The following is a 19,870-nucleotide window of genomic DNA, read 5'->3' on the forward strand; positions in this document are numbered from 1 at the left end:
AAGACCGAGACCACGAACGACACCCAGGGCGGCACCGCCGCCATCGGCTTCACCTGGGAGGCCCAGAACAGCTGATCCGGTCAGCGTGCGCGTCGGGGGACGCGCCGACCGGGACGATCCCGGACCGCTGCCTGTCGGGGGACAGCGGGACGACGGCAGGACCGCACCGCGAGGTGCGGGCAGGGAAGGCGTGCGACCAGGGGGATCGGGCGCCGTACGAGGGGCCCGCGCACGGCGAGAAGATCCGCCGCGCGCGGGCCCTCGTGCGTCGTAGCGTGTGGCTCCCGCCGCCGACGCCGAAGGACCGCCCGTGCCCCGTCACCCCATCGACCCCGAGTCGCTGGGCCCGCTCGAGGCGGACCTCGCGGTCCTGCCCGGCGGCCTCGGTTCCATCCCCGACATCGTCGAGCGGCGGGCACGGGCGAAGACGCTGCCGGGGGCGGCCGAGGTGGTCGATGACCCGCGCGTGACCAAGGAGGACCGGACCGTCCCGGGTCCTTCCGGGGAGCCCGACGTCCGCGTGCGGATCTACCGGCCGGTGGCCGCGTCGGGCGCGCTGCCGGGCGTCTACGTCATCCACGGCGGCGGGATGATCATGGGCGAGGTCGACGGCGAGGACCCGGTCGCGACGATGCTCTGCGTCGAGCTGACGGCCGTCGTCGTGTCGGTGGAGTACCGGCTGGCGCCCGAGCACCCGTACCCGGCCGGCCCGGAGGACTGCTACGCCGGCCTGGTCTGGACGGCCGCCCACGCCGACGAGCTGGGCATCGACCCCGCCCGGCTCGCCGTCTACGGCGGGAGCGCCGGGGGCGGGCTGGCGATCGCCACCGCGCTGATGGCCCGTGACCGCAGCGGGCCCGGGCTCCGCCTCCTGATGGCGCTCTACCCGATGGTCGACGACCGCAACGAGACGCCGTCCAGCCGGGACGTCACCGACGTCGGCGCCTGGGACCGCAGCACGAACGTCGAGGCCTGGGGCTGGTACCTCGGCGGCCGCGAGGCCGACGCGTACGCCGCGCCCTCCCGTGCGACCGACCTCGGCGGGCTGCCGCCGACCTACATCGACGTCGGCACGGTCGACCTCTTCCTCGACGAGGACGTCGAGCTCGCCCAGCGGCTGCTGCAGGCCGGGGTGCCGACCGAGCTGCACGTGCTGCCGGGCAGCTACCACGCCTCCGAGCGGCGCGCGCCCGAGGCGGCGCTCAGCCGGCGGATCTGGGCGCTCCGGGTGGGCGCCCTGCGGCGGGCGCTGGCCTAGGAGCCCGGGAAGAACGTCCGCACGAGGATGCCGGTGGCGTCCTCGACGAGGGCGGCGCCCTGGTCGGCGCTGATCCGGCGCGACCCGACGAGGCTGGCGGTGCCCTGGACCGCGGCGGCGAAGAGGAGCCCGAAGCGCCGGCGGTCGTGGGCGCTCATCGGCTGATCGGGGCGGTGCTGGTCGAGCAGCTCGTCGAACGTCGCGAACAGCCCCTCCGCCGCGCGCTCGACGGCCTCGTCCGCGTGGTCGGTCTTGGCCGCGAACATCAGCTCCATCAGTGCGGCGTCCCGGACGGCGAAGTCCACGTACGCCCGGGCCACCCGCTGCACCGCCGCCTCGAAGGTGCCGCCGCCCGCCCGGTCGGGGTCGACCGCGCCCACCTCCCGCAGGCGTACGCCCAGCCGCTCGAACCCGCGGACGGCCAGCGCGTCCAGCAGCGACTGCCGGTCGACGAAGTGGCTGCGGGGTGCACCGTGGCTGACCCCCGCGCGTCGGGCGAGGTCGCGGAGGGAGACCCCGTCGGCGCCGTCCTCCCGGAGCACCGCCTCGGCGTGGTCGAGCAGCTCCGCACGGAGGTTGCCGTGGTGGAACGGGCGCTCGACCATGAGGGCAGCGTACGCCGATCTAGGCATTGACTAGTAAGTAGTCACCGTCTACTTTGGGTTCATGACGTTCTCGTGGAACCCGCCCGACCTGCACGACCGGACCTTCGTCGTCACCGGCGCGACCAGCGGCATCGGCCGCGCGACCGCCACCGCTCTCGCCCGTGCCGGTGCCGGTGCCCGGGTGGTCCTCGCCGTGCGCGACGTCGACAAGGGGGCGCGCGTCGCGGCCGAGATCCCGGGCGAGACCGAGGTGCGTCCGCTCGACCTCGCCGACCTGTCGTCGGTCCGGGCGTTCGCCGAGGGGTGGGACGGCCCGATCGACGTGCTGGTCAACAACGCGGGCGTCTCGGTGCCGGACCTGCGTCGCAGCGTGGACGGCTTCGAGCTCCAGCTGGCGACGAACCACCTCGGCCCCTTCGCCCTGACGAACCTGCTCCTGCCGCACATCACCGACCGGGTCGTGACGCTCGCGTCGCAGGCCGAGCGCGCCGCACGCCTCGACCTCGACGACCTCGAACGGCAGCGCACGCCGTACAAGGAGTTCCGGACGTACGCCGGGACCAAGCAGGCCAACCTGCTCTTCAGCGCGGAGCTGCAGCGCCGGCTGCACGCCGTCGGCTCGCCGGTGCGGACCGCGGCCGCGCACCCCGGGTTCGTGGCGACCGGCATGTCGCAGGGTTCCGGCGGGCTGGGTGGGCTGATGACCCGGCTGCTGGCGCAGAGCCCGGAGGACGGCGCGCTGCCCGTGCTCTACGCCGCGACGGCGGACCTGCCCGGCGACAGCTTCACCGGGCCCGAGCACCTGATGCACATGCGGGGCGGGGCGGAGCTGATCAACCGGTCGGCGACGGCCAAGGACCCGGACCTGGCGCGCCGGCTGTGGGACCTGTCCGAGCGGCTGACCGGGGTGACGTTCCTCGCGCTCAGACCTTGAGCGCCCTGAGGTAGTCGAAGCCGGTCCGCGCGGTCTGGATCGCCTGCTCCGTCGTCCGGGGAGCCACGCCGGCGTCGTCGCGCTCGACGATGTACTCCTCGGCCCGGTGGGCGCGGAAGATGCGGCGGAAGTCGATCAGGCCCTCGCCCAGGTCGGCGAACGAGCCGGCCTGGTCCAGGTCCTTGACGTGGTACTGCCGGACCCGGCGGCCGAGGCGCTTGACCAGGTCGACCGGGTCCCGGGCGCCGCGCGTGACCCAGAAGAGGTCCATCTCGAGGTGGACGTAGCGCGGGTCGGTCTCCTCGACCAGCACGTCGTAGCCCGTGGTGCCGGGCTCGTCGAGCAGGGAGAAGAACTCCCAGTTGTGGTTGTGGTAGCCGAGGCGCACGCCCGCCTTCTTCGCCATCCGGCCCGCCCGGTTGAGGTCGCGCGCGAAGGCCGTCCAGGTCGCGCGGTCGCGGACGACGGCGCCGGTGGCGAAGTTGATGCCGAACACCGGGTTCACGATGTAGCGGGACCCGAGGACCTTCGCGTCCCGCAGGCTCGCGGCCCAGGTGTCCGCGTCGAACGGCTGGGGGATCGCCACGTGGCCGGACGTGGCGGTGATGCCGACCGCGTCGAGCGCGGCCTTGAACTCGGTCACGCTCCGTCCTACGAAGCCGGCGTGCTCCACCCGGCGGTAGCCGATGTCGGCGAGGCTCTCGAGGGTCCCCGAGAGGTCCTCCTCGAGCTGGTTGCGCAGCGTGTAGAGCTGGATGCTGATGCGGCTCGACGGCAGGTGGTGCGGCTTCGCGGCCGCGGGGCCGGCGGCCGACGCGACCGCGGCGGTTCCTCCGCTCAGCCCCAGCGCGGCGGCTCCGACGGCGGCGCCGCGCAGGACGCCCCTCCGGCTGATGTCGTGGCTGTGGCCCTCCGGCCGACCTGCTCCGAGATCGAGGTCCCGGGCCTGCTCGTCACCGATGCACATGCTGATCCTCACTGATCAGGTCCTGGTCGAGGTCCAGGAGTGAGCCGGAACCTACGAGCCCACCAGAGAGGTGTCAAGGGTCGGCCGCACCTGCGGCCCGGGTCAGCGGCGGCGGCGGGTCACCCGGCGAACGAGCTGACGCGCGACGATCAGGACCCGTTCGCGACGCGTCCGGGTCAGGGCCATGCCCGGCTGGACCACGAGCGGCGGGAGCGCCACCTCGAAGAGGCGGGGTCCGCGCAGCGAGCGGAGGGCGAGCGGCACGGACGCCACCCGGATGAGGCGGCTGCCCGTCGCGGGCACCTGCCACCAGGGGGCGCGGACGCCGTGACCGACGTGCAGGAGCGGGCCGGACGGGCCGGTGAGGTGGACCGTGAGGCCCTGGTCGTCGAGGCTCTGCGCGACCGGGCGCACCACCGGACGGGTGCCCTTGCCGGCCAGCGAGGGCGTTCGGGAGAACGCGACGACGACGTCCGAGCCGTCGGCCCGCACGGTGCCCGTGGTGGGGGCGGCGTGCGGGCCGGGGCCGGAAGCGTCGGTCGTGACCTGGAACGTCAGGTCGGCGACGATCTTCATGCGTGCAGCGAGCTGATGGTCAGTGCTCGTTGTCGCTGGTGGTGATCTGCAGCGTGCCGTCGAGCTTCCACGTCGCACGCGGCGCGTCGGCGCCGGTGTCGCGGGGGACCTCGACGGTCATGTCGATCAGCTTGTAGTTGATGACGGCGCCACGCCCGGTCAGGTAGCTCCACATCTCCTTGCCCAGCTGGGTCCAGGACTGCGGCTCGGTGGCCTGGCTCTCGACGGTGGGGTCGCTCATGGTGTCTCCTCGTGGTTGGGCTCGTCCGTGCTTCGGTCGGGGACGTCCTCCGCGGTTGCACCCCGCCAGCAGGTGAGACGCAAAGGGTGGGAGCCCGCACCCCGGTCTGCGACGAATGAGCCCCGGCGAGCCCCTCTGCCCCTAGGGTTTGCCGCGTCCGTCCCCCCAGCCACGAGGTGCTCCCGCATGTCCGACCCGAACGCCCAGCCGCCGGAGCAGCCCTACGGCCAGCAGCCGCAGCAGCCCTACGGCCAGCAGCCCTACGGCCAGCAGCCCCAGCAGCCGTACGGGCAGCAGCCCCAGCAGCCGTACGGGCAGCAGCCGTACGGCCAGCAGCCCTACGAGCAGCAGGGTCAGCCGTACGGGCAGGTCCAGCAGCCCTACGGGCAGCAGCCCTACGGCCAGGTGGGCGAGGTGCCGCTGTCGCAGCCGCTCTACGGCGCGAACATCGGGCAGGCGGTGCGCCGCTTCTGGAAGAAGTACGCCACGTTCACCGGCCGGGCCAGCCGCGCCGAGTTCTGGTGGTGGTTCCTGGTCAGCTACCTGATCTCGTTCGTCCTCAGCATCGTCGGTCAGGCGATCGCGGGACCGCAGCCGCAGCCGCCGGTCGCGGCGACCACCCAGGAGGAGCTGACCCAGTACTTCGGGATCCTCGTCGGCTGGACGTTGAAGGCCTCGATCCTCTCCGGCATCTGGGGGCTCGCGACCCTGGTCGGGCAGATCTCGCTGTCGACCCGACGGCTGCACGACACCAACCGCTCGGGCTGGTGGTACCTGATCGGCCTCGTCCCGGTCGTCGGCGCGATCGTCCTCATCGTCTTCTGGGCCTCCGCCCCGAAGCCCGAGGGCCAGCGCTACGACCGCTGAGGTCGTCCACGGCGATCCTGCTGCTGTCGCGGCTCCAGAGCAGGCCGTAGCCGACCTTGGCGAGCAGGTCGACCACGGTGATCCACCCGGTCTCCGTGGTCGACCCGACGACGCCGAGGCCGTGCGGCCCCAGGCCGACGACGACGGGGTAGACGCACCACAGGACGACCAGGACGAGGGTGTTGCGCCGGTACGCGTCGCGCCTGTGCCGGTCGCGGCGTCGGGCCTCGCGGCGTAGCGGGCCGAGCAGGGTCGCGAGGACGGCGAGGAACGCACCCGTGCTGACGAGGAACCAGGGCAGCCGGCGGGCCGGGTCCTCCGACAGCGCGGAGAAGAGCCCGGTGACCACCATCAGGACGTCCGCGCCGAGCAGGGCCGCGACGAGGGCGGGCCGCCGGTGCGCCCCGTGCAGGGCCGACATCGCCAGCCCGAGCAGGAGCAGCGGGGTCGTGACGCTCCAGTCGACGTAGCGGGCCCACCACAGGGTGCTCCCACCGCGCTCGGACCCGCCCTGCCCGAAGGCCATGGCCAGGTAGGAGCAGGCGGCGACGACGGTCACCAGGACGTGGACGACCTTGTGCGCCTCCTCGTCGCCGGTGCGGCTCTTCGAGACCAGGAAGAGCAGCACCGCGCCGAGGGCCATGCCGGTGGTGCCGGTCCAGAACCACGCGGTCTCGGTCATGGGGTGTGTGGTTCCCCGGTCTGCCGGTGCCGAAACCACCCGGGCGGTCGCGTCCGGACCTACCGGCATGATGGGCCCCATGAACGACGACGAGATCCTGGCCAAGATCCACGACCTGGTGGCGCAGGAGCGGGACGCGACCAACCACGGCGACCCCGAGCGGCGCCGCCGCGTCGAGATCGCGCTCGACCAGGCCTGGGACCTGCTGCGCCAGCGCGACGGCCTGCGCGACGCCGGCAAGAACCCGGACGAGGCCCAGGAGCGTCCCGCCGACGAGGTCGAGGGCTACCTGCAGTAGCGCCGGACCCACCCCGATGCCCCTCGACGTCGCGACCCTGCGCGCCTCCTTCCCCGCCCTCGCCGGCCCGACCGCCTACTTCGACGGTCCCGGCGGCACCCAGACCCCGACGGTGGTGGGGGAGGCGATCGCGCGCACCCTCACCGGACCGCTCTCCAACCGCGGCACGGGCTCGGCGTCCCAGCGCAACGCCGACGCCGTCGTCCGGGCCTTCCGCGCCGCGTACGCCGACCTCCTCGGCGCCGTGCCGGGCGGGGTCGTGCACGGGCGTAGCGCGACCCAGCTGACGTACGACTTCTCCCGGGCGCTCGCTCGGACCTGGTCCGCCGGGGACAACGTCGTGGTCTCCCGGCTCGACCACGACGCGAACGTGCGCCCGTGGGTGCAGGCCGCCGAACGCCAGGGCGTCGAGGTCCGCTGGCTCGAGATCGACCCGGGGAGCGCCGAGCTGGACCTCGGTCCGCTCGACAGCACGGTGGATGGGCGCACCCGGGTCGTCGCCGTCGCCGGTGCCTCCAACCTGCTCGGCACGATCCCGCCGCTCCGGCGGATCGCGGACCGCGCGCACGCCGTCGGGGCTCTTCTCTACGTCGACGCCGTGCACCTCACGGCCCACCGGCTGCCCGACCTGGCCGCGCTGGGCGCCGACCTGCTCGTCTGCTCGCCCTACAAGTTCTTCGGGCCGCACTGCGGCGTCCTGGTCGCCGACCCCGCGCTGCTCGAGACGCTCCACCCCGACAAGCTCCTGCCGTCGACCGAGGCCGTCCCGGAACGTTTCGAGCTCGGCACGCTCCCGTACGAGGTCCTCGCCGGGGCGACGGCGGCGGTGGACTTCCTCGCCGACCTGCCCGGGGCGGACGGTTCCGACGGTGCGGCCGCCGGCACGCGTCGCGAGCGGCTCGAACGGTCCCACGCGGCGATCGCCGCGCACGAGGCCGAGCTCCGCGGCCGCCTGGAGGCGGGGCTCGCGGAGCTCGGCGACCGGGTCGTCGTGCACTCCCGTGCGGCGGACCGCACGCCGACGCTCTTTCTGACCTTCCCGGGCCGGCGCAGCGCGGACGTCTCCCAGGGCCTGCTCGAGCGCGACGTGCTCGCGCCCGCCGGGTCCTTCTACGCGATCGAGCCCTTCCGCGCGCTCGGGCTCGAGGACGAGGGCGGGGTCCGGGTCGGTCTCGCCGCCTACACCGAGACGGCCGAGGTCGACCGGCTGCTCGACGGGCTCTCCGCGCTGCTCTGAGCCCCGGTCGCCGGGCTCGTCGCGGACCGGCGGGCGACCACGACGCTGTCGTCCATCGAGCCGTGCTCGCCGTCGGGACCGACGACCGGGCGCGGGGCGACCGCCAGGCGGACGACCTCCCAGCCCTCGTCGAGGTCCAGACCGGCCCAGACCGCCTCGGGGGAGGGCAGGTCGCCCGGTCCGTGACGGTGGCCCTTGCCGTGGCCGCCACCGTGCCCGTCCTGCTGCTCGGCCTGGTCGAGGTCCGACCACGACCACGGCGGCAGGGACGCGTGACCGACGACCAGCAGGGTGCCGCCGGGGGCCACGGCGGTGGCCGCGCGGCGCAGCACCTCGTCACGGGGGAGCCCGTCCGGGGCGTGCAGGTAGTGCGTGGTGACCAGGTCGAACGTGCCGGTGGGGAAGGTCAGCGCCAGGTCGTGCCGCTCGAACGTCGCCCGCGCGGCCACGCCGGCCTGCTCGGCGGCGGCGCGCGCCCGCTCGACGGCCGCGCCGGACACGTCGATGCCGACGACCCGCCACCCCTGGCCGGCCAGCCAGACCGCGTCGTCGCCGTACCCGCTGCCCAGGTCGAGCGCCGTGCCCGCCTCGAGCGTGCCGGCGACCTCGACCAGCGTGGGGTTCGCCTCGCGCGGGTGCATGCGCCCCTCGCGGTACCGCTCGTCCCAGAACTCCTCGGTCCGGCGCCGACGGGCGACGGCCTCGGTGGTCTCCTCCTCGATCAGGTGCGCGTTCACCAGCGCGCCGGTCATGAGCCCGGCCGCGGCCGAGGTCGAGACCTGGGCCTGGATGGTCGCCACGTTCCCGGCGGCGTAGAGCCCGGGGACCGACGTGGCGCCGGTCGGCTCGGCGACGGCGTACGCGCCGAAGACGAAGTCACCCATGGCGAAGTCGGCGACCTCGACGCCCAGGTCGCTCAGCAGGGCCGAGTGGGCGACGGCGGGAGCCGCGATCGCCAGGTTCCGCAGGGGGACGACGGCGCCGGACGCCAGGCGGACGCCCGAGAGCGCGTCGTCCCTGGTCAGCACCTCGACGACCTCGCCGTCGACGAAGTGGATCCCGCGGGCCTCGAGGCGCTCGCGGTCCTCGTCGCCGAGGGTCGGGCCGGTATGGGTCAGCACGGTGACGTCGTCGCTCAGCTGACGGAACAGCAGCGCCTGGTGCGCGGTCATCGGGGTGGTCGACAGGATGCCGATCGCGGTGCCGCGGGCCTCGTAGCCGTGGCAGTAGGGGCAGTGCAGCACGTCGCGGCCCCACCGCTCGGCCAGGCCGGGGATCGCCGGGAGCTCGTCGGTGAGGCCGGTGGCCACGACGACGCGGCGCGCCTCCACCTGGCGCCCGTCCGCCAGCTCGGCCCGGAACCACGGCTGCGACGGCTCCTGCCCCAGCCGCTCGAGCCGGGTCACCTCGCCGGTCTCGACGCGGCCGCCGTACGAGGTCAGCGTGTCCCGGCCGTCGGCCAGCAGCTCGGCGGGGGAGACGTTCTCGCGGCCGAGGTAGTTGTGGATCCCGGCCGCCGTCGCGTTGCGCGGGCGCCCGGCGTCGACGACGAGGACCGAGCGCAGCGAGCGCGCCAGCGCCACCGCCGCGGCGAGGCCGGCGGGACCGCCGCCGACGACGAGGACGTCGTACGCGGCGGGGTGCGAGCGGTCGGGGGAGGGTTCCGTGGTCATGGGTCGATCGTGACGACCGTTCGCTGACTTGACAAGTGGTGTTGCCGGAACGGCAAACTGACGGCATGGTGCACCAGCACGGCGGACCGGCCGTCGACCGCGAGCCCGACGACCGCGAGCCCGACGACCTCGGCCCCGTCCTCGACGCCGTCGGACCGCGGCTCCGGGAGCTCCGCCTCGAGCGGGGGACGACGCTGGCGCAGCTGTCGGAGACCACCGGCATCTCGGTGAGCACGCTGTCCCGGCTCGAGTCGGGCGGGCGCAAGCCGACGCTGGAGCTCCTCCTGCCCCTGGCCCGTGCGCACCAGGTCGCGCTCGACGAGCTCGTCGACGCGCCGGACACCGGGGACCCGCGCGTGCGGCCCAAGGCGATCCACCAGTTCGGGATGACGCTGCTGCCGCTCACGCGACGCAACGAGGGGCTGCAGGCCTACAAGATGATCATGCCGCCCAACCCGCCCGAGCGGACGATGGAGCAGCGGACGCACGAGGGCTACGAGTGGCTCTACGTGCTCTCCGGGCGGATCCGGCTGCTGCTCGGCCCCCACGACCTCGTGCTCGAGGCGGGCGAGGTGGCCGAGTTCGACACGCGTACGCCGCACTGGTTCGGCAACCCGGGCCCGGGCGAGGCCGAGCTCCTCTCCCTCCTCGGCCCCCAGGGCGAACGCATGCACGTCCGGGCCCGGCCGAAGCAGGCCTGAGGACTCGGAAGAACGGTCGACACTCGGCGCCCGACGGACAACATCGCAGGGCTCCTTCTGTCAGTGGGCTGAGGCAGAATCGTACGTATGTTCGATCCGACGGTGGAGGTGGCGACCCCCGCTCAGCTCGCTGAGCGCATCGCCATGACGCACGCCGCCGTGCGGGAGTCCGAGTGCGAGGAGCTCGTGCTCGCGGCGGCCTGGGCCGACGCGCACTACCTCGACACCGGTGCGGACGACTACCGGCCGCTGGTCCAGCGGGCCCGTGCCTGGGGCGGCGACGGCTGCCCGCAGGTCGCCGAGCACTGCGCGCACGAGCTCGGGGCGCTGCGCGGCACCGGTGCGGTCGCGGCCCGGATGCTGATCGCCGACGCGCTCGACCTGCGTCACCGCCTGCCCCGGCTGTGGGTGCTGGTCCGCACCGGTGCGGTGCGGGCGTGGCAGGCCCGCGCGGTCGCCCAGGCGACGCACGACCTGTCCTGGGAGGCGTGCGCGGAGGTCGACCAGACGGTGAGCGGGTTCCTGCCGATGCTGGCGTGGCCGCGGTTCCGGCGGCTGCTGACGGCGGCCGTCCTGGAGGCCGACCCGGAGCAGCGCCGCGCCCGTGAGGAGGCGGCCCGCACCGAATGCGGCGTCTGGTCCTACGAGGGCGAGCACGGCCTGCGCACGCTCGTGGCTAGGGCGGCCTCCGGGGACGTGCGCTGGTTCGTCGCGGCGGTCGACCGGCTCGCGGAGATCCTCCGGCTCGACGGCGACCTCGAGCCGGTCGACGCCCGCCGCGCGAAGGCGATCGGCGTCCTCGCCCAGCCCGCCCTCGCACTCGAGCTGCTGGCGAGGCACGCGTGCGACGCCGACCCGTCAGGCCACGAGGAGCCGGTGGGCGACGAGCCCGCGGGCGACCAGGACGACGAACGACGTGACCCGTCCCTCGACGTCGGACTCCCGGCCGGTTTGTCGGCGGCCCAGCTGCGGCGGGCACGTCCGCGGGTCGTGCTGCACCTGCACCTGACGGACTCCGCGCTGCGCTCCGGCGACGGGCTGGTCCGACCCGAGCACGGCGACCCGCTCACCCTCGACCAGGTCCGTGAGTGGCTGGCCGGCACGGGCTGCGCGGTCACCGTCCGCCCGGTCGTCGACCCCGTCGCGACCGCGCCGGTGGACGCGTACGAGATCCCCTACCGGCTGCGCGACGCCCTGTTCCTGCGCGACCCGGTGGACGTCTTCCCTTTCGGGCAGGCCACGAGCCGCACCCTCGACCTGGACCACACCGTGCCGTACGTCCCGCTCGACCGCGGGGGACCGCCGGGCCAGACCGGGCTCCACAACCTCGGGCCCCTGACGCGGAGCCACCACCGCGCGGTCACGTTCGGCGGCTGGCGACGCCGACAACCCGATCCCGGGACCTACCTGTTCAGGTCACCGAACGGGCAGGTGTTCCTGACGACGAACCAGGGCACCCTCCGCCTGGGCGGCAGCGCGTTCACGCACGCCCTGTGGGCGCTGTGCCCCACCGCGGGGGTGCCGACCGGGCCGGTGGTGAAGGCGGCGTGACCGAGCGGTCCGGGGCGAGGGGTCAGGCGCCCGTGCCCGAGGGGGAGCGGAACGCCAGCTCGGCGGCGTCGAGGTACTCCTCGCCGCTCATCCAGCCGAAGAGGGCGCTGTTGAGCAGGTAGCCCTGGCACATGATCACGCAGAGCTGCGCCGTACGGGTGCCGAGCTCGGGGTCGGCGTCGGGCTGCGCGGCGGCCCAGGGCTCGAGGGCGCGGCCGAATGCGTCGCGGAGCTTGTCGGCCTTCTGCCGGAACACGTCGTGCAGGTAGGGGTCGACGGTCGCCTCGCCCCAGAACTGCAGGAGGACCGAGAGGTCCTTCGGCGCACGGCGGAGGCTCATGAAGAGACGGAGCACCTCGACCGGGGTCCGCACCGCGCCGTCAGCCACCGCGTTGTCTAGCCCGCCTATGCGACGATGGAGGAGCTGGTCCGCGATGTAGCGGGCGAGGTCGGCCTTGTTCTCGAAGTTGCCGTAGATGGCACCCGCCGACAACCCGCACTCGGCGACGATCTCGGCGATCGAGGTGTCGGACCCTTTCCTGGCCAGGACCTGGAGCGCAGCCTCGGCGATCTGCTCGCGTCGGGCAGCGCGATGTGCATCACTCACGCGGGGCATGGCAAAAAGAATAACCGTTCGGTATTGTTCCGGAGGTTTCGCCTTCTCGAGGAGTCTTGTGTCTTCCCTCCCCTCCCGCTTCCGCACCATCGGCGCGGGCACCGTCGTCCTGGGTCTGACCTGGGCGCTCACCTCCTGCTCGGGCAGCCAGCCCGCCGCCCCCACCTTCGACACCGTCACCCGCGGCGACCTCTCGACCGGGGTCACGGCGAGCGGCGCGCTCGCCGCGAAGACCAGCGAGCAGCTGGGGTTCGCGGCCAGCGGCAAGCTCACCTCGGTCGACGTCAAGGTCGGTCAGAAGGTGCAGGCGGGCGACGTGCTCGCCACCATCGACTCCAAGGCCGCGAAGGCCGCGCTGCGGCAGGCCGAGGCCAACGTGGACGCCCAGGCCGCCGTCCTGGCCGGCAGCTCGGACAACCCGGCCGTGCAGAACGCGGCGGAGTCGCTCGCTCGTGCGCGGCACGTGGTCCTCGAGACCGAGCAGCAGGGCGCCGCCTCCTCGCGCGCCGACGCGAAGGCGGTCTCCCGCGCGAAGAAGCAGAAGAGCACGGACGAGGACGCGAAGGACGACGCCGAGGACGCGGTCGACGACGCGAAGGACGCGTGCGACGACGCGCAGTCCACGGCGCGCAAGGCCGCCGCTGCCGCCCAGGCCGCAGCGGCCGACCCGTCGAACCCGTCGGCCGCGACCGTCGCCGCTGCCGCCGCCTCGTCGGCCGCCACGTCAGCATCGTCCGCGTGTGGCGGGGTCGGCAGCGCGGAGGCCGCCGTGACGGCGGCCAAGCAGCGCCTCGCCGCCGACGAGACGGCGATCGTCGCGGCCGAGGAGCGCAAGCGGGTCGACGACGCCGCGCTCGACGTCTCCGAGGCCAACGCCAACCAGGGCGTCGCCACCGCGCAGGGCGTCTACAACTCCGCGGTCGCGGCCCGCCCGCACACGCTCGACCAGCAGCAGGCCCTGGTCGACGCCGCCCAGGCCCAGGCCGACACGGCCCAGAAGGTCGTCGACGACACCACGCTCCGGGCCCCGGTCGCCGGAACCGTCTCGGCGGTCAACGGCAACAAGGGCGAGTACGTCTCGGCCAGCACCGGGACCAGCGCGCTCGCGCCGGGCAGCAAGGCCGCGATCCCCGGGGCCTCCGGCGCCGGTGCGGCCTCCGCCGGTGGTGCCGCGTCGCCGACCCGCCCGGGAGGCACGCAGCTGATCGTGCTGTCCGGGCTGGACCAGCTCCAGGTCGTGCTCCCCTTCGAGGAGTCGGACGCGGCGCTGATCAAGACTGGCCAGTCCGTGGACGTGCAGCTGGACGCGGTCCCCGACCTCGACGCCAAGGGCACCGTCGTCTCCGTCTCCCCGACGGCCACCCCGATCGCGGGAGTCGTCAGCTACTACGCCACGGTCAACCTCGACACCCGGGACCCGCGGGAGCGGGACGGGCAGACCGCCCGCGCCACCGTGCACACCGCGGAGCGCACCAGCGTGCTGACGGTGCCGAACGCGGCCGTCCACCAGCAGGGCGACGCCAGCACGGTCGTCGTCTACGAGCCCAGCGGCGACCAGCGCACGGTCAGCTTCGAGGCCGGCCTCGTCGGTCCCGACCGCACCGAGGTCGTCTCCGGGCTGAACGAGGGCGACCGCGTCGTGGTCCCGACCCACCCGTGAACCCCGCCCTGCGTCTGCATAGGACAACTACGATGAACACCAGTGAGCGCGGCTCGGTCGCGGCTCGACACGGACAGGACGCACATGTCTGACACGGCGACCACCACGGCCACCGACGACAACGTCGGCGCGACCGACGCACCCGGCACGCAGTCGGCCGCGGACGCCCCGGCCGAGGAGGCCGCACCCAAGAAGAAGATGTCGCGCAAGGGCCGGATCCGGCTGTTCGTGATCCTGGGTCTCGCGATCCTCGTCGGCATCGCCTTCCTCGTGCGCTACGTCGTCGACACCTCGAACTACGTCACCACGGACAACTCCCAGGTCGACGGCAACCAGATCTCGATCAACGCCCCGACGTCGGGCACCCTGCTCGACTGGCGCGGCCAGGTCGGCGCGTCCCTGCGGGAGAACGCCTCGGTCGGGCGGATCGAGATGCAGGGCGGCTACGTCCAGCCCCAGATGGTCATCCGCGCCCCCGCCGACGGGACCGTCGCGGTCGACAACGGCGTGCCCGGCACGTTCGTCACGCAGGGCACACAGCTGGCGATCGCGTACGACGAGCAGGGCGTGTTCGTCACCGCCCGCGTCGACGAGACCGACGTGGACCAGGTCCGGGTCGGTGCGCCGGTGAAGCTCTCGGTCGACGCCTTCCCCGACGCCGACCTCACCGGTCACGTCGCGGAGATCCAGACGGGCTCGGCGGGCGTGTTCTCCGCCTTCCCGCAGTCCAACTCCTCGGGCAACTTCCAGAAGGTCACCCAGGTCATCCCCGTGCGGATCACCTTCGACGACACCAAGGGCCTCGCCCTGGCGCCGGGCATGAACGTCACCGCCAAGATCCACCGGCCCTAGGACAGACGCATGAGCACCGACACGGCCCCCGCCGTCTCCGCGGTCGACCTCGAGGAGCGCCCGGTCGCCCGGACCGCTCCGCCGGCGGCGCGCCCGCCGGCCCCGCCGCGTCCGCAGACGGCCAAGGAGGCCGCCCCGCGCGACGCCCGTGGTCGTGAGCAGTGGGTCGTGCCGGTGCTGGTGCTCGTGGCCGGCATGTTCATGTCGGTCCTCGACACGAGCATCGTCAACGTGGCCATCTCGGCCATCCAGACCGACTTCGGCGGCAGCACCGCGGACGTCGCCTGGATCTCGACGGCGTACAGCCTGGTGCTCGGCGTCGTCGTGCCGGCGAGCGCGTGGCTCGGCGACCGCTTCGGGATCGCCCGGGTCTACACGATCTCGCTCGCGGCGTTCGCCCTCAGCTCCGCGCTCTGCGGCCTGGCCTGGAACCTCGACAGCCTCATCGCGTTCCGCGTCATCCAGGCGATCCCCGGCGGCCTGCTGCCGGCGGTCAGCCTGACGATGGTCTACCGGATCGTCCCGCCGGCCCGCATCGGTGCCGCCATGGGCATGTACGGCCTCGGCATCGTCTTCGCGCCGGCCCTCGGTCCGGCGCTCGGTGGTTACCTCGTCGAGTACGTGAACTGGCGTCTCGTCTTCTACATCAACATCCCGGTCGGCGTCCTCGGCGTGGCGGCGGCGATCATCCTGCTGCCCAAGTTCGCGCCCGCGGTGACGCGAAGGTTCGACGTGTTCGGCTTCCTCACCATCGCCACCGGTCTCGTGTCGCTGCTCCTCGCCTTCTCGGAGGGTCCGTCGTGGGGCTGGACGGGCTACCGCGTGCTCGGGCTGATCGCGCTCGCCGTGCTCTCGCTCGCCGCGTTCGTGGTGATCGAGCTCGAGGTGGAGTACCCGCTGCTGAACCTCCGGGTCTTCACCAACCGGCTCTACACGACGTCGCTGCTGGCGATGAGCGTGATGATGACCGGCCTCTTCGCGACGCTGTTCTACATCCCGCTGTTCCTGCAGGAGGGCCTCGGCTACCCCGCGCTGCGGGCGGGCCTGCTGATCCTGCCGCAGGCGCTCGTGATGGCGGTCCTCATGCCGGTCGCCGGCCGGCTCTACGACAAGATCGGCCCGCGCTACCTGGCGTTCTTCGGGCTGCTGATCGCCGCCGTCGGCACGTTCCTGCTGATGGGGATCAGTCCCGACATGACGCGCAGCGAGCTCGTCTTCTGGCTCTGCGTCCGCGCGGCCGGGACCGGGCTGGCGATGATGCCGATCATGACCGGCGGGCTCTCGTCCCTGCCCGGTCAGCTCACGACCAGCGGCAGCGCCATCAACACGGTCGCCCAGCGCGTCAGCGCGGCCCTGGGCCTGGCCGCCCTGACCGCCGTGGTGACCAACCAGCAGGGTGGCCTGATGGCCGCCCGGGCGGCCCTCGTTCCGGCCGGCCGGATGCCGGCGGCCGAGGTCCAGGCGGTCTACCAGCAGACCCAGCTCGAGGTGCTCGCCGCGTCCTACTCGAACGTGTTCCTCGTGACGGGGATCCTCACCCTCGTCGCGGCGGGGCTCAGCCTGATGCTCCGCTCCGGCGCCAACCCGCACGCCGGGGGCGGCGCCGGCGCGGCGATGATGGAGTGAGCTAGCCGAGCAGGTCGGCGACGGCCCGGTCGACCGGGACGTCGCCGCCGGTCAGCTCGACCACCGCGTGGTGCAGCCGCGGCTCGTGCAGCACGGCGGCCAGGAACGCGGCCACGTCCTCACGGGGGACGTCGCCGTACGGGACCGCCCAGCCGGCGCGCACGCTGCCGGTGCCGGCTGCGTCCGTCAGCGTGCCGGGTCGGACGACGACCCAGTCGAGGTCGGTCGCCGTCAGGTAGACGTCCGCCGCCTTCTTGACCCGCATGTAGTGCTCGAAGCCCTCGTTCGTCTCGAGGTCGCGCCCCGCGTCGGGGAACACCGACACCAGCACGAACCGCCGCACGCCGGCCTGCCGCGCGGCGTCGACCGTCTTCTCCAGGCCCTTGCCGTCGATGAGCGTGGTCTGGTCCCGGCCCGTGCCGTGCGCACCGGCGGAGAACACGACCGCGTCGTGACCGTCGAGCAGCGCCGCCAGGTCCTCGGTCGAGCCCTCGACCAGGTCGAACAGCGCGGACGTGCCACCGGCCTCCTCGACCGCCGCGGTCTGCGCCGGGTTCCGGTGGACGCCGGTGACATGGTCACCGCTCTTCGTCAGGAGCGACGTCAGACGCCGCCCCACCCCACCTGCGCCGCCGACCACGATGATCTTCACGGAACTACTATCCCCTTCCATGAGCGCGCTGGTCGGGTGGGACGAGGGGCGGCACACCGATCCGGGGACCGGGGTCGTGCACACCACCTACCGGCGGGGCACCGGTCCGGGCGTCGTGGTCGTCTCCGAGATCCCCGGCATCACTCCGGCCGTGGTCGCCTTCGCCGAGGAGGTCGTGGAGGCGGGCTTCACGGTCGTGCTGCCGCACCTGTTCGGGGACGTGCCGAGCGCGGCCGGTCCGGGCGCGGCCGTCCGGACCCTGGCCCGGGTGTGCGTGAACCGGGAGTTCAACAAGCTCCGGCTGCGCGAGACCTCGCCGGTGGCGACCTGGCTGCGCTCGCTCGCCCGGACCCTGCACGCCGAGCTCGGCGGACCCGGCGTGGGGGCGCTCGGCATGTGCTTCACCGGCGGGTTCGCGCTGGCGATGATGGTCGACGACTCCGTCGTCGCCCCGGTCCTCGCCCAGCCGTCGCTGCCCTTCGCCATCGGCCGGGCGCGCGGTGCCGACCTGAACCTGTCGCCCGAGGACCTCGACGTCGTGAAGCGGCGCGCGGCCGCGGGCTGCGCGGTGCTCGGGCTGCGCTACGTCGACGACCCGGCCGTCGGCACCCGCTTCGACACCCTCACCGACGAGCTCGGGGACGCCTTCGTGCGGGTCGAGCTGCCGGGCTGGAAGCACTCGACGCTCACCGCGGACCGCCAGCAGGAGGCGGTGGACCGGGTCCTCGCCTTCTTCCGCGACGCCCTGCTGTGACGGACCCGACGCGCCGCACCGGAAGTTGTGGCGCGTCCGTCTGGTTGGGCAGACCGTGAGCGCACTCTTCGAACCCCTGACCCTGCGTGGGCTGACCGTCCGCAACCGGATCTGGCTGGCGCCGATGTGCCAGTACTCGGTGGAGCGCCGCGACGGCGTGCCCACCGACTGGCACCTCGTGAACCTCGGCGCGCGGGCGCAGGGCGGTTTCGGCCTCCTGCTGACCGAGGCGACCGCCGTGACGCCGGACGGGCGCATCAGCCCGCAGGACACCGGCCTGTGGAACGACACCCAGCGCGACGCCTGGGCCCGCATCGTCGACTTCGTCCACGCCCAGGGCGCGGCGATCGGCGTCCAGCTCGCGCACGCCGGCCGCAAGGCCTCCACGTACCGCGGCTTCTCCGACGAGCCGCAGAGCGGCAGCGTCCCGGTTGAGGACGGCGGATGGTCCACCGTCTCCGCCTCCGCCGAGGCCTTCCCCGGCTACGACGCGCCCCGCGAGATGACGCTCGACGACATCGCCGCCGTGGTGGCCGCGTTCGGCGAGGCGGCCCGCCGCTCCGTCGAGGCCGGCTTCGACACGATCGAGGTCCACGGGGCCCACGGCTACCTCGTCCACCAGTTCCTCAGCCCGCTCGCGAACCACCGCAGCGACGCGTACGGCGGCAGCTTCGAGGGGCGTACGCGGCTCCTCGTCGAGATCGTCGACGCGGTCCGGGCGAACGTGCCCGAGACCATGCCGGTGCTCGTCCGGCTCTCCGCCACCGACTGGACCGAGGGCGGGTGGGACTCCGACCAGACGGTCGCGGTGTCCGCGGTGCTCGAGGACCACGGTGTCGACCTCGTCGACGTGTCCTCGGGCGGCGCGGTCCTCGCCGAGATCCCCGTCGGCCCCGGCTACCAGGTCCCGTTCGCGCGGGCCGTGCGCGAGGGTTCCGGGCTGCCGTCCGGTGCCGTCGGCATGATCACCTCGCCGCAGCAGGCCGAGCAGGTCCTGACCTCCGGCGACGCGGACGTCGTCCTGCTGGCCCGGGCCGCCCTGCGCGAGCCCGCCTGGCCGCAGCGCGCGGCCGCCGAGCTCGGCGTGGACTGGCACCAGGCCGCCTACCCCGACGCGTACGCCCGCGGGCACTGGCCGAGCGAGGCCCTCGCCGGCTGACCAGCCTCAGGCGAGGCGCTGGACCAGCGCCTCGCCGAGGGCGCGCCCGGAGAGGTAGGCGCTCTCGACCCGCGGCTTCTCCGACCAGGCGTCGCCGCAGACCCCGACGAGCGCGTCGTCGAGGAAGAACGTCTGCTCCCGCTTGCCCGACGGCTTGCCGAACGTCCAGCGGTGCACGTGGGTCGACGTGGGCTCGGTCTCGATCCTCAGGGCGTCGCGCAGCGCGGCCGTCATGGGTCCGGCGGCCTCCTGCGGGGCCACGAGGTGCTCGGAGGCGAAGTCCGGGGTCGAGTGCGCGACCAGCACCGGGGCGCCGTCGCCGCGGCGACGCCCGTCGTCCGCGACCCAGCTGAGGATCGGATCGTCGGCGACGAAGGCGCCGTCGACGTCCGGCCAGGAGCGCGTCGGCCAGGTCGCCGTGAGCGCGAGCACGGGGTCGAAGGGGTCGGTCAGCGCCGCGAGCACGGTCGCGTACGCGGGGTCGAGCAGCCGCGCGGCCTGCGGGTCGGGCATGGCGAGCACGACCGCCGAGGCCGCCGTCCCGTCGACGACGAGACCGGGGCCGACCCGCTCGACGGTCGCCTCGCGCACGTCGAGGCCGTCCGCGAGGTCCTCGACCAGGCTCCGGAGCCCGCCGGGAGCGGCCCAGCGGACCGGGCCGCTCTTCGGCGAGAGGTCGCCGTCGTGGGACACCGAGAAGGTGTCGGTCCACGGGCGGGCGAGGTGGCGGGACTCCCAGTCGTCGACCTGGGCCCTGAAGGTGTCGTCGGAGACGGTGAAGTACGACGCTCCCGTGTCGACCATCCGGCCGTCGGTCCGCCGGCTCGCCATCCGCCCGCCGACCCGCTTGCCGCGGTCGAGCACGACGACGGCGAGCCCTCCGTCGGTCAGGGCGCGGGCGGCCGCGACCCCCGAGATACCGGCACCGACGACGACGACTGGGTCCACGGCCCCATCGTGG

Annotated in this window: 21 protein-coding genes; 12 read left to right on the forward strand and 9 right to left on the reverse strand. The window is 73.7% G+C overall.

Annotation, left to right across the window (positions count from 1 at the left end):
* Positions 1-310: 310 nt before the first annotated feature.
* Entirely contained in the window at positions 311-1,258 is a 948-nt protein-coding gene (locus ABD665_RS12610; protein ID WP_344742424.1) for an alpha/beta hydrolase, read from the forward strand.
* Here ABD665_RS12610 and ABD665_RS12615 read toward each other — a convergent pair.
* On the reverse strand, positions 1,255-1,863 hold the full coding sequence (locus tag ABD665_RS12615; protein ID WP_204910343.1) for a TetR family transcriptional regulator: 609 nt from the start codon (positions 1,861-1,863) through the stop codon (positions 1,255-1,257). The genes ABD665_RS12610 and ABD665_RS12615 overlap by 4 nt on opposite strands.
* A gap of 61 nt (positions 1,864-1,924) precedes the next feature.
* Here ABD665_RS12615 and ABD665_RS12620 point away from each other — a divergent pair, with 61 nt between their 5' ends.
* The gene (locus ABD665_RS12620) at positions 1,925-2,797 is read left to right on the forward strand and encodes an SDR family NAD(P)-dependent oxidoreductase (RefSeq protein ID WP_204910342.1); all 873 of its coding nucleotides are present in this window, start codon (positions 1,925-1,927) and stop codon (positions 2,795-2,797) included.
* Here ABD665_RS12620 and ABD665_RS12625 read toward each other — a convergent pair.
* The 3 genes from ABD665_RS12625 to ABD665_RS12635 all read right to left on the reverse strand — a co-directional run bounded on the left by ABD665_RS12625 (position 2,787) and on the right by ABD665_RS12635 (position 4,581).
* Positions 2,787-3,764, reverse strand: a complete 978-nt coding sequence (locus ABD665_RS12625) for a TIM barrel protein (RefSeq protein ID WP_204910341.1) — start codon at positions 3,762-3,764, stop codon at positions 2,787-2,789. The two genes, ABD665_RS12620 and ABD665_RS12625, sit on opposite strands and share 11 nt — an antisense overlap.
* Positions 3,765-3,866: 102 nt before the next feature.
* Positions 3,867-4,340 carry a hypothetical protein gene (locus ABD665_RS12630; protein ID WP_204910340.1) on the reverse strand — a complete coding sequence of 158 codons (474 nt, stop codon included), beginning with the start codon at positions 4,338-4,340 and terminating at the stop codon, positions 3,867-3,869.
* Positions 4,341-4,359: 19 nt separating this feature from the next.
* Positions 4,360-4,581, reverse strand: a complete 222-nt coding sequence (locus ABD665_RS12635; protein ID WP_204910339.1) for a hypothetical protein — start codon at positions 4,579-4,581, stop codon at positions 4,360-4,362.
* Between the two features lie 186 nt (positions 4,582-4,767).
* On the opposite strand from ABD665_RS12635, the gene ABD665_RS12640 reads away from it, so the two are divergent.
* Positions 4,768-5,448 carry a DUF805 domain-containing protein gene (locus ABD665_RS12640; protein WP_204910338.1) on the forward strand — a complete coding sequence of 227 codons (681 nt, stop codon included), beginning with the start codon at positions 4,768-4,770 and terminating at the stop codon, positions 5,446-5,448.
* Here the strand turns inward: ABD665_RS12640 and ABD665_RS12645 are convergent.
* Positions 5,393-6,130, reverse strand: a complete 738-nt coding sequence (locus ABD665_RS12645; RefSeq protein WP_204910337.1) for a bacteriorhodopsin — start codon at positions 6,128-6,130, stop codon at positions 5,393-5,395. The two genes, ABD665_RS12640 and ABD665_RS12645, sit on opposite strands and share 56 nt — an antisense overlap.
* 79 nt (positions 6,131-6,209) lie before the next feature.
* Between ABD665_RS12645 and ABD665_RS12650 the strand changes: the two genes are divergently transcribed.
* Entirely contained in the window at positions 6,210-6,428 is a 219-nt protein-coding gene (locus ABD665_RS12650) for a DUF2630 family protein (protein ID WP_204910336.1), read from the forward strand.
* 16 nt (positions 6,429-6,444) lie between these two features.
* Positions 6,445-7,665 carry a cysteine desulfurase-like protein gene (locus ABD665_RS12655; protein ID WP_204910335.1) on the forward strand — a complete coding sequence of 407 codons (1,221 nt, stop codon included), beginning with the start codon at positions 6,445-6,447 and terminating at the stop codon, positions 7,663-7,665.
* On the opposite strand, the gene ABD665_RS12660 is transcribed toward ABD665_RS12655, so the two are convergent.
* A complete protein-coding gene (locus tag ABD665_RS12660; RefSeq protein ID WP_204910334.1) occupies positions 7,608-9,338 on the reverse strand; it encodes an FAD-dependent oxidoreductase in 1,731 nt (576 codons plus the stop codon). The two genes, ABD665_RS12655 and ABD665_RS12660, sit on opposite strands and share 58 nt — an antisense overlap.
* Positions 9,339-9,403: 65 nt before the next feature.
* On the opposite strand from ABD665_RS12660, the gene ABD665_RS12665 reads away from it, so the two are divergent.
* Together ABD665_RS12665 and ABD665_RS12670 are read left to right on the forward strand one after the other, a co-directional pair.
* Positions 9,404-10,039, forward strand: coding sequence for a helix-turn-helix domain-containing protein (locus ABD665_RS12665; RefSeq protein WP_204910333.1), 636 nt, complete (start codon positions 9,404-9,406; stop codon positions 10,037-10,039).
* 87 nt (positions 10,040-10,126) lie between these two features.
* Positions 10,127-11,590, forward strand: a complete 1,464-nt coding sequence (locus ABD665_RS12670) for a DUF222 domain-containing protein (protein WP_204910332.1) — start codon at positions 10,127-10,129, stop codon at positions 11,588-11,590.
* Between the two features lie 22 nt (positions 11,591-11,612).
* Here the strand turns inward: ABD665_RS12670 and ABD665_RS12675 are convergent, their stop codons facing one another.
* Positions 11,613-12,197: a TetR family transcriptional regulator gene (locus ABD665_RS12675; protein WP_204910331.1), complete on the reverse strand. Its 585-nt coding sequence runs from the start codon at positions 12,195-12,197 to the stop codon at positions 11,613-11,615.
* A 67-nt stretch (positions 12,198-12,264) separates the two neighbouring features.
* Here ABD665_RS12675 and ABD665_RS12680 point away from each other — a divergent pair, with 67 nt between their 5' ends.
* The 3 genes from ABD665_RS12680 (at position 12,265) to ABD665_RS12690 (ending at position 16,344) form a co-directional block, all read left to right on the forward strand.
* A complete protein-coding gene (locus ABD665_RS12680; RefSeq protein WP_204910330.1) occupies positions 12,265-13,866 on the forward strand; it encodes an efflux RND transporter periplasmic adaptor subunit in 1,602 nt (533 codons plus the stop codon).
* 84 nt (positions 13,867-13,950) lie between these two features.
* Positions 13,951-14,718 carry an efflux RND transporter periplasmic adaptor subunit gene (locus tag ABD665_RS12685; RefSeq protein ID WP_344742425.1) on the forward strand — a complete coding sequence of 256 codons (768 nt, stop codon included), beginning with the start codon at positions 13,951-13,953 and terminating at the stop codon, positions 14,716-14,718.
* Between the two features lie 9 nt (positions 14,719-14,727).
* On the forward strand, positions 14,728-16,344 hold the full coding sequence (locus ABD665_RS12690) for a DHA2 family efflux MFS transporter permease subunit (protein ID WP_204910329.1): 1,617 nt from the start codon (positions 14,728-14,730) through the stop codon (positions 16,342-16,344).
* 1 nt (position 16,345) lies between these two features.
* On the opposite strand, the gene ABD665_RS12695 is transcribed toward ABD665_RS12690, so the two are convergent.
* Complete coding sequence (locus ABD665_RS12695) at positions 16,346-16,996, reverse strand: NAD(P)H-binding protein (protein ID WP_204910328.1); 651 nt, start codon at positions 16,994-16,996, stop codon at positions 16,346-16,348.
* A 19-nt stretch (positions 16,997-17,015) separates the two neighbouring features.
* Here ABD665_RS12695 and ABD665_RS12700 point away from each other — a divergent pair, with 19 nt between their 5' ends.
* Together ABD665_RS12700 and ABD665_RS12705 are read left to right on the forward strand one after the other, a co-directional pair.
* A complete protein-coding gene (locus ABD665_RS12700) occupies positions 17,016-17,750 on the forward strand; it encodes a dienelactone hydrolase family protein (protein WP_344742426.1) in 735 nt (244 codons plus the stop codon).
* Positions 17,751-17,805: 55 nt separating this feature from the next.
* Positions 17,806-18,909 (forward strand): oxidoreductase, encoded by a 1,104-nt coding sequence (locus ABD665_RS12705; protein ID WP_204910326.1) that lies wholly within the window; start codon positions 17,806-17,808, stop codon positions 18,907-18,909.
* Positions 18,910-18,915: 6 nt separating this feature from the next.
* Here ABD665_RS12705 and ABD665_RS12710 read toward each other — a convergent pair whose 3' ends face one another.
* Entirely contained in the window at positions 18,916-19,857 is a 942-nt protein-coding gene (locus ABD665_RS12710) for an FAD-dependent oxidoreductase (protein WP_204910325.1), read from the reverse strand.
* Positions 19,858-19,870: the final 13 nt, after the last annotated feature.

Origin of the sequence: Microlunatus spumicola, from assembly GCF_039536445.1 — a bacterium.
Lineage (GTDB): Bacteria > Actinomycetota > Actinomycetes > Propionibacteriales > Propionibacteriaceae > Microlunatus > Microlunatus spumicola.

Coding starts and splice junctions, on each gene's coding strand:
- ABD665_RS12700 (WP_344742426.1), top strand. CDS start 17,016: ATGAGCGCGCTGGTCGGGTGGGACGAGGGGCGGCACACCGATCCGGGG.
- ABD665_RS12630 (WP_204910340.1), bottom strand. CDS start 4,340: ATGAAGATCGTCGCCGACCTGACGTTCCAGGTCACGACCGACGCTTCC.
- ABD665_RS12690 (WP_204910329.1), top strand. CDS start 14,728: ATGAGCACCGACACGGCCCCCGCCGTCTCCGCGGTCGACCTCGAGGAG.
- ABD665_RS12685 (WP_344742425.1), top strand. CDS start 13,951: ATGTCTGACACGGCGACCACCACGGCCACCGACGACAACGTCGGCGCG.
- ABD665_RS12645 (WP_204910337.1), bottom strand. CDS start 6,130: ATGACCGAGACCGCGTGGTTCTGGACCGGCACCACCGGCATGGCCCTC.
- ABD665_RS12655 (WP_204910335.1), top strand. CDS start 6,445: ATGCCCCTCGACGTCGCGACCCTGCGCGCCTCCTTCCCCGCCCTCGCC.
- ABD665_RS12625 (WP_204910341.1), bottom strand. CDS start 3,764: ATGTGCATCGGTGACGAGCAGGCCCGGGACCTCGATCTCGGAGCAGGT.
- ABD665_RS12640 (WP_204910338.1), top strand. CDS start 4,768: ATGTCCGACCCGAACGCCCAGCCGCCGGAGCAGCCCTACGGCCAGCAG.
- ABD665_RS12620 (WP_204910342.1), top strand. CDS start 1,925: ATGACGTTCTCGTGGAACCCGCCCGACCTGCACGACCGGACCTTCGTC.
- ABD665_RS12670 (WP_204910332.1), top strand. CDS start 10,127: ATGTTCGATCCGACGGTGGAGGTGGCGACCCCCGCTCAGCTCGCTGAG.
- ABD665_RS12635 (WP_204910339.1), bottom strand. CDS start 4,581: ATGAGCGACCCCACCGTCGAGAGCCAGGCCACCGAGCCGCAGTCCTGG.
- ABD665_RS12650 (WP_204910336.1), top strand. CDS start 6,210: ATGAACGACGACGAGATCCTGGCCAAGATCCACGACCTGGTGGCGCAG.
- ABD665_RS12660 (WP_204910334.1), bottom strand. CDS start 9,338: ATGACCACGGAACCCTCCCCCGACCGCTCGCACCCCGCCGCGTACGAC.
- ABD665_RS12665 (WP_204910333.1), top strand. CDS start 9,404: ATGGTGCACCAGCACGGCGGACCGGCCGTCGACCGCGAGCCCGACGAC.
- ABD665_RS12615 (WP_204910343.1), bottom strand. CDS start 1,863: ATGGTCGAGCGCCCGTTCCACCACGGCAACCTCCGTGCGGAGCTGCTC.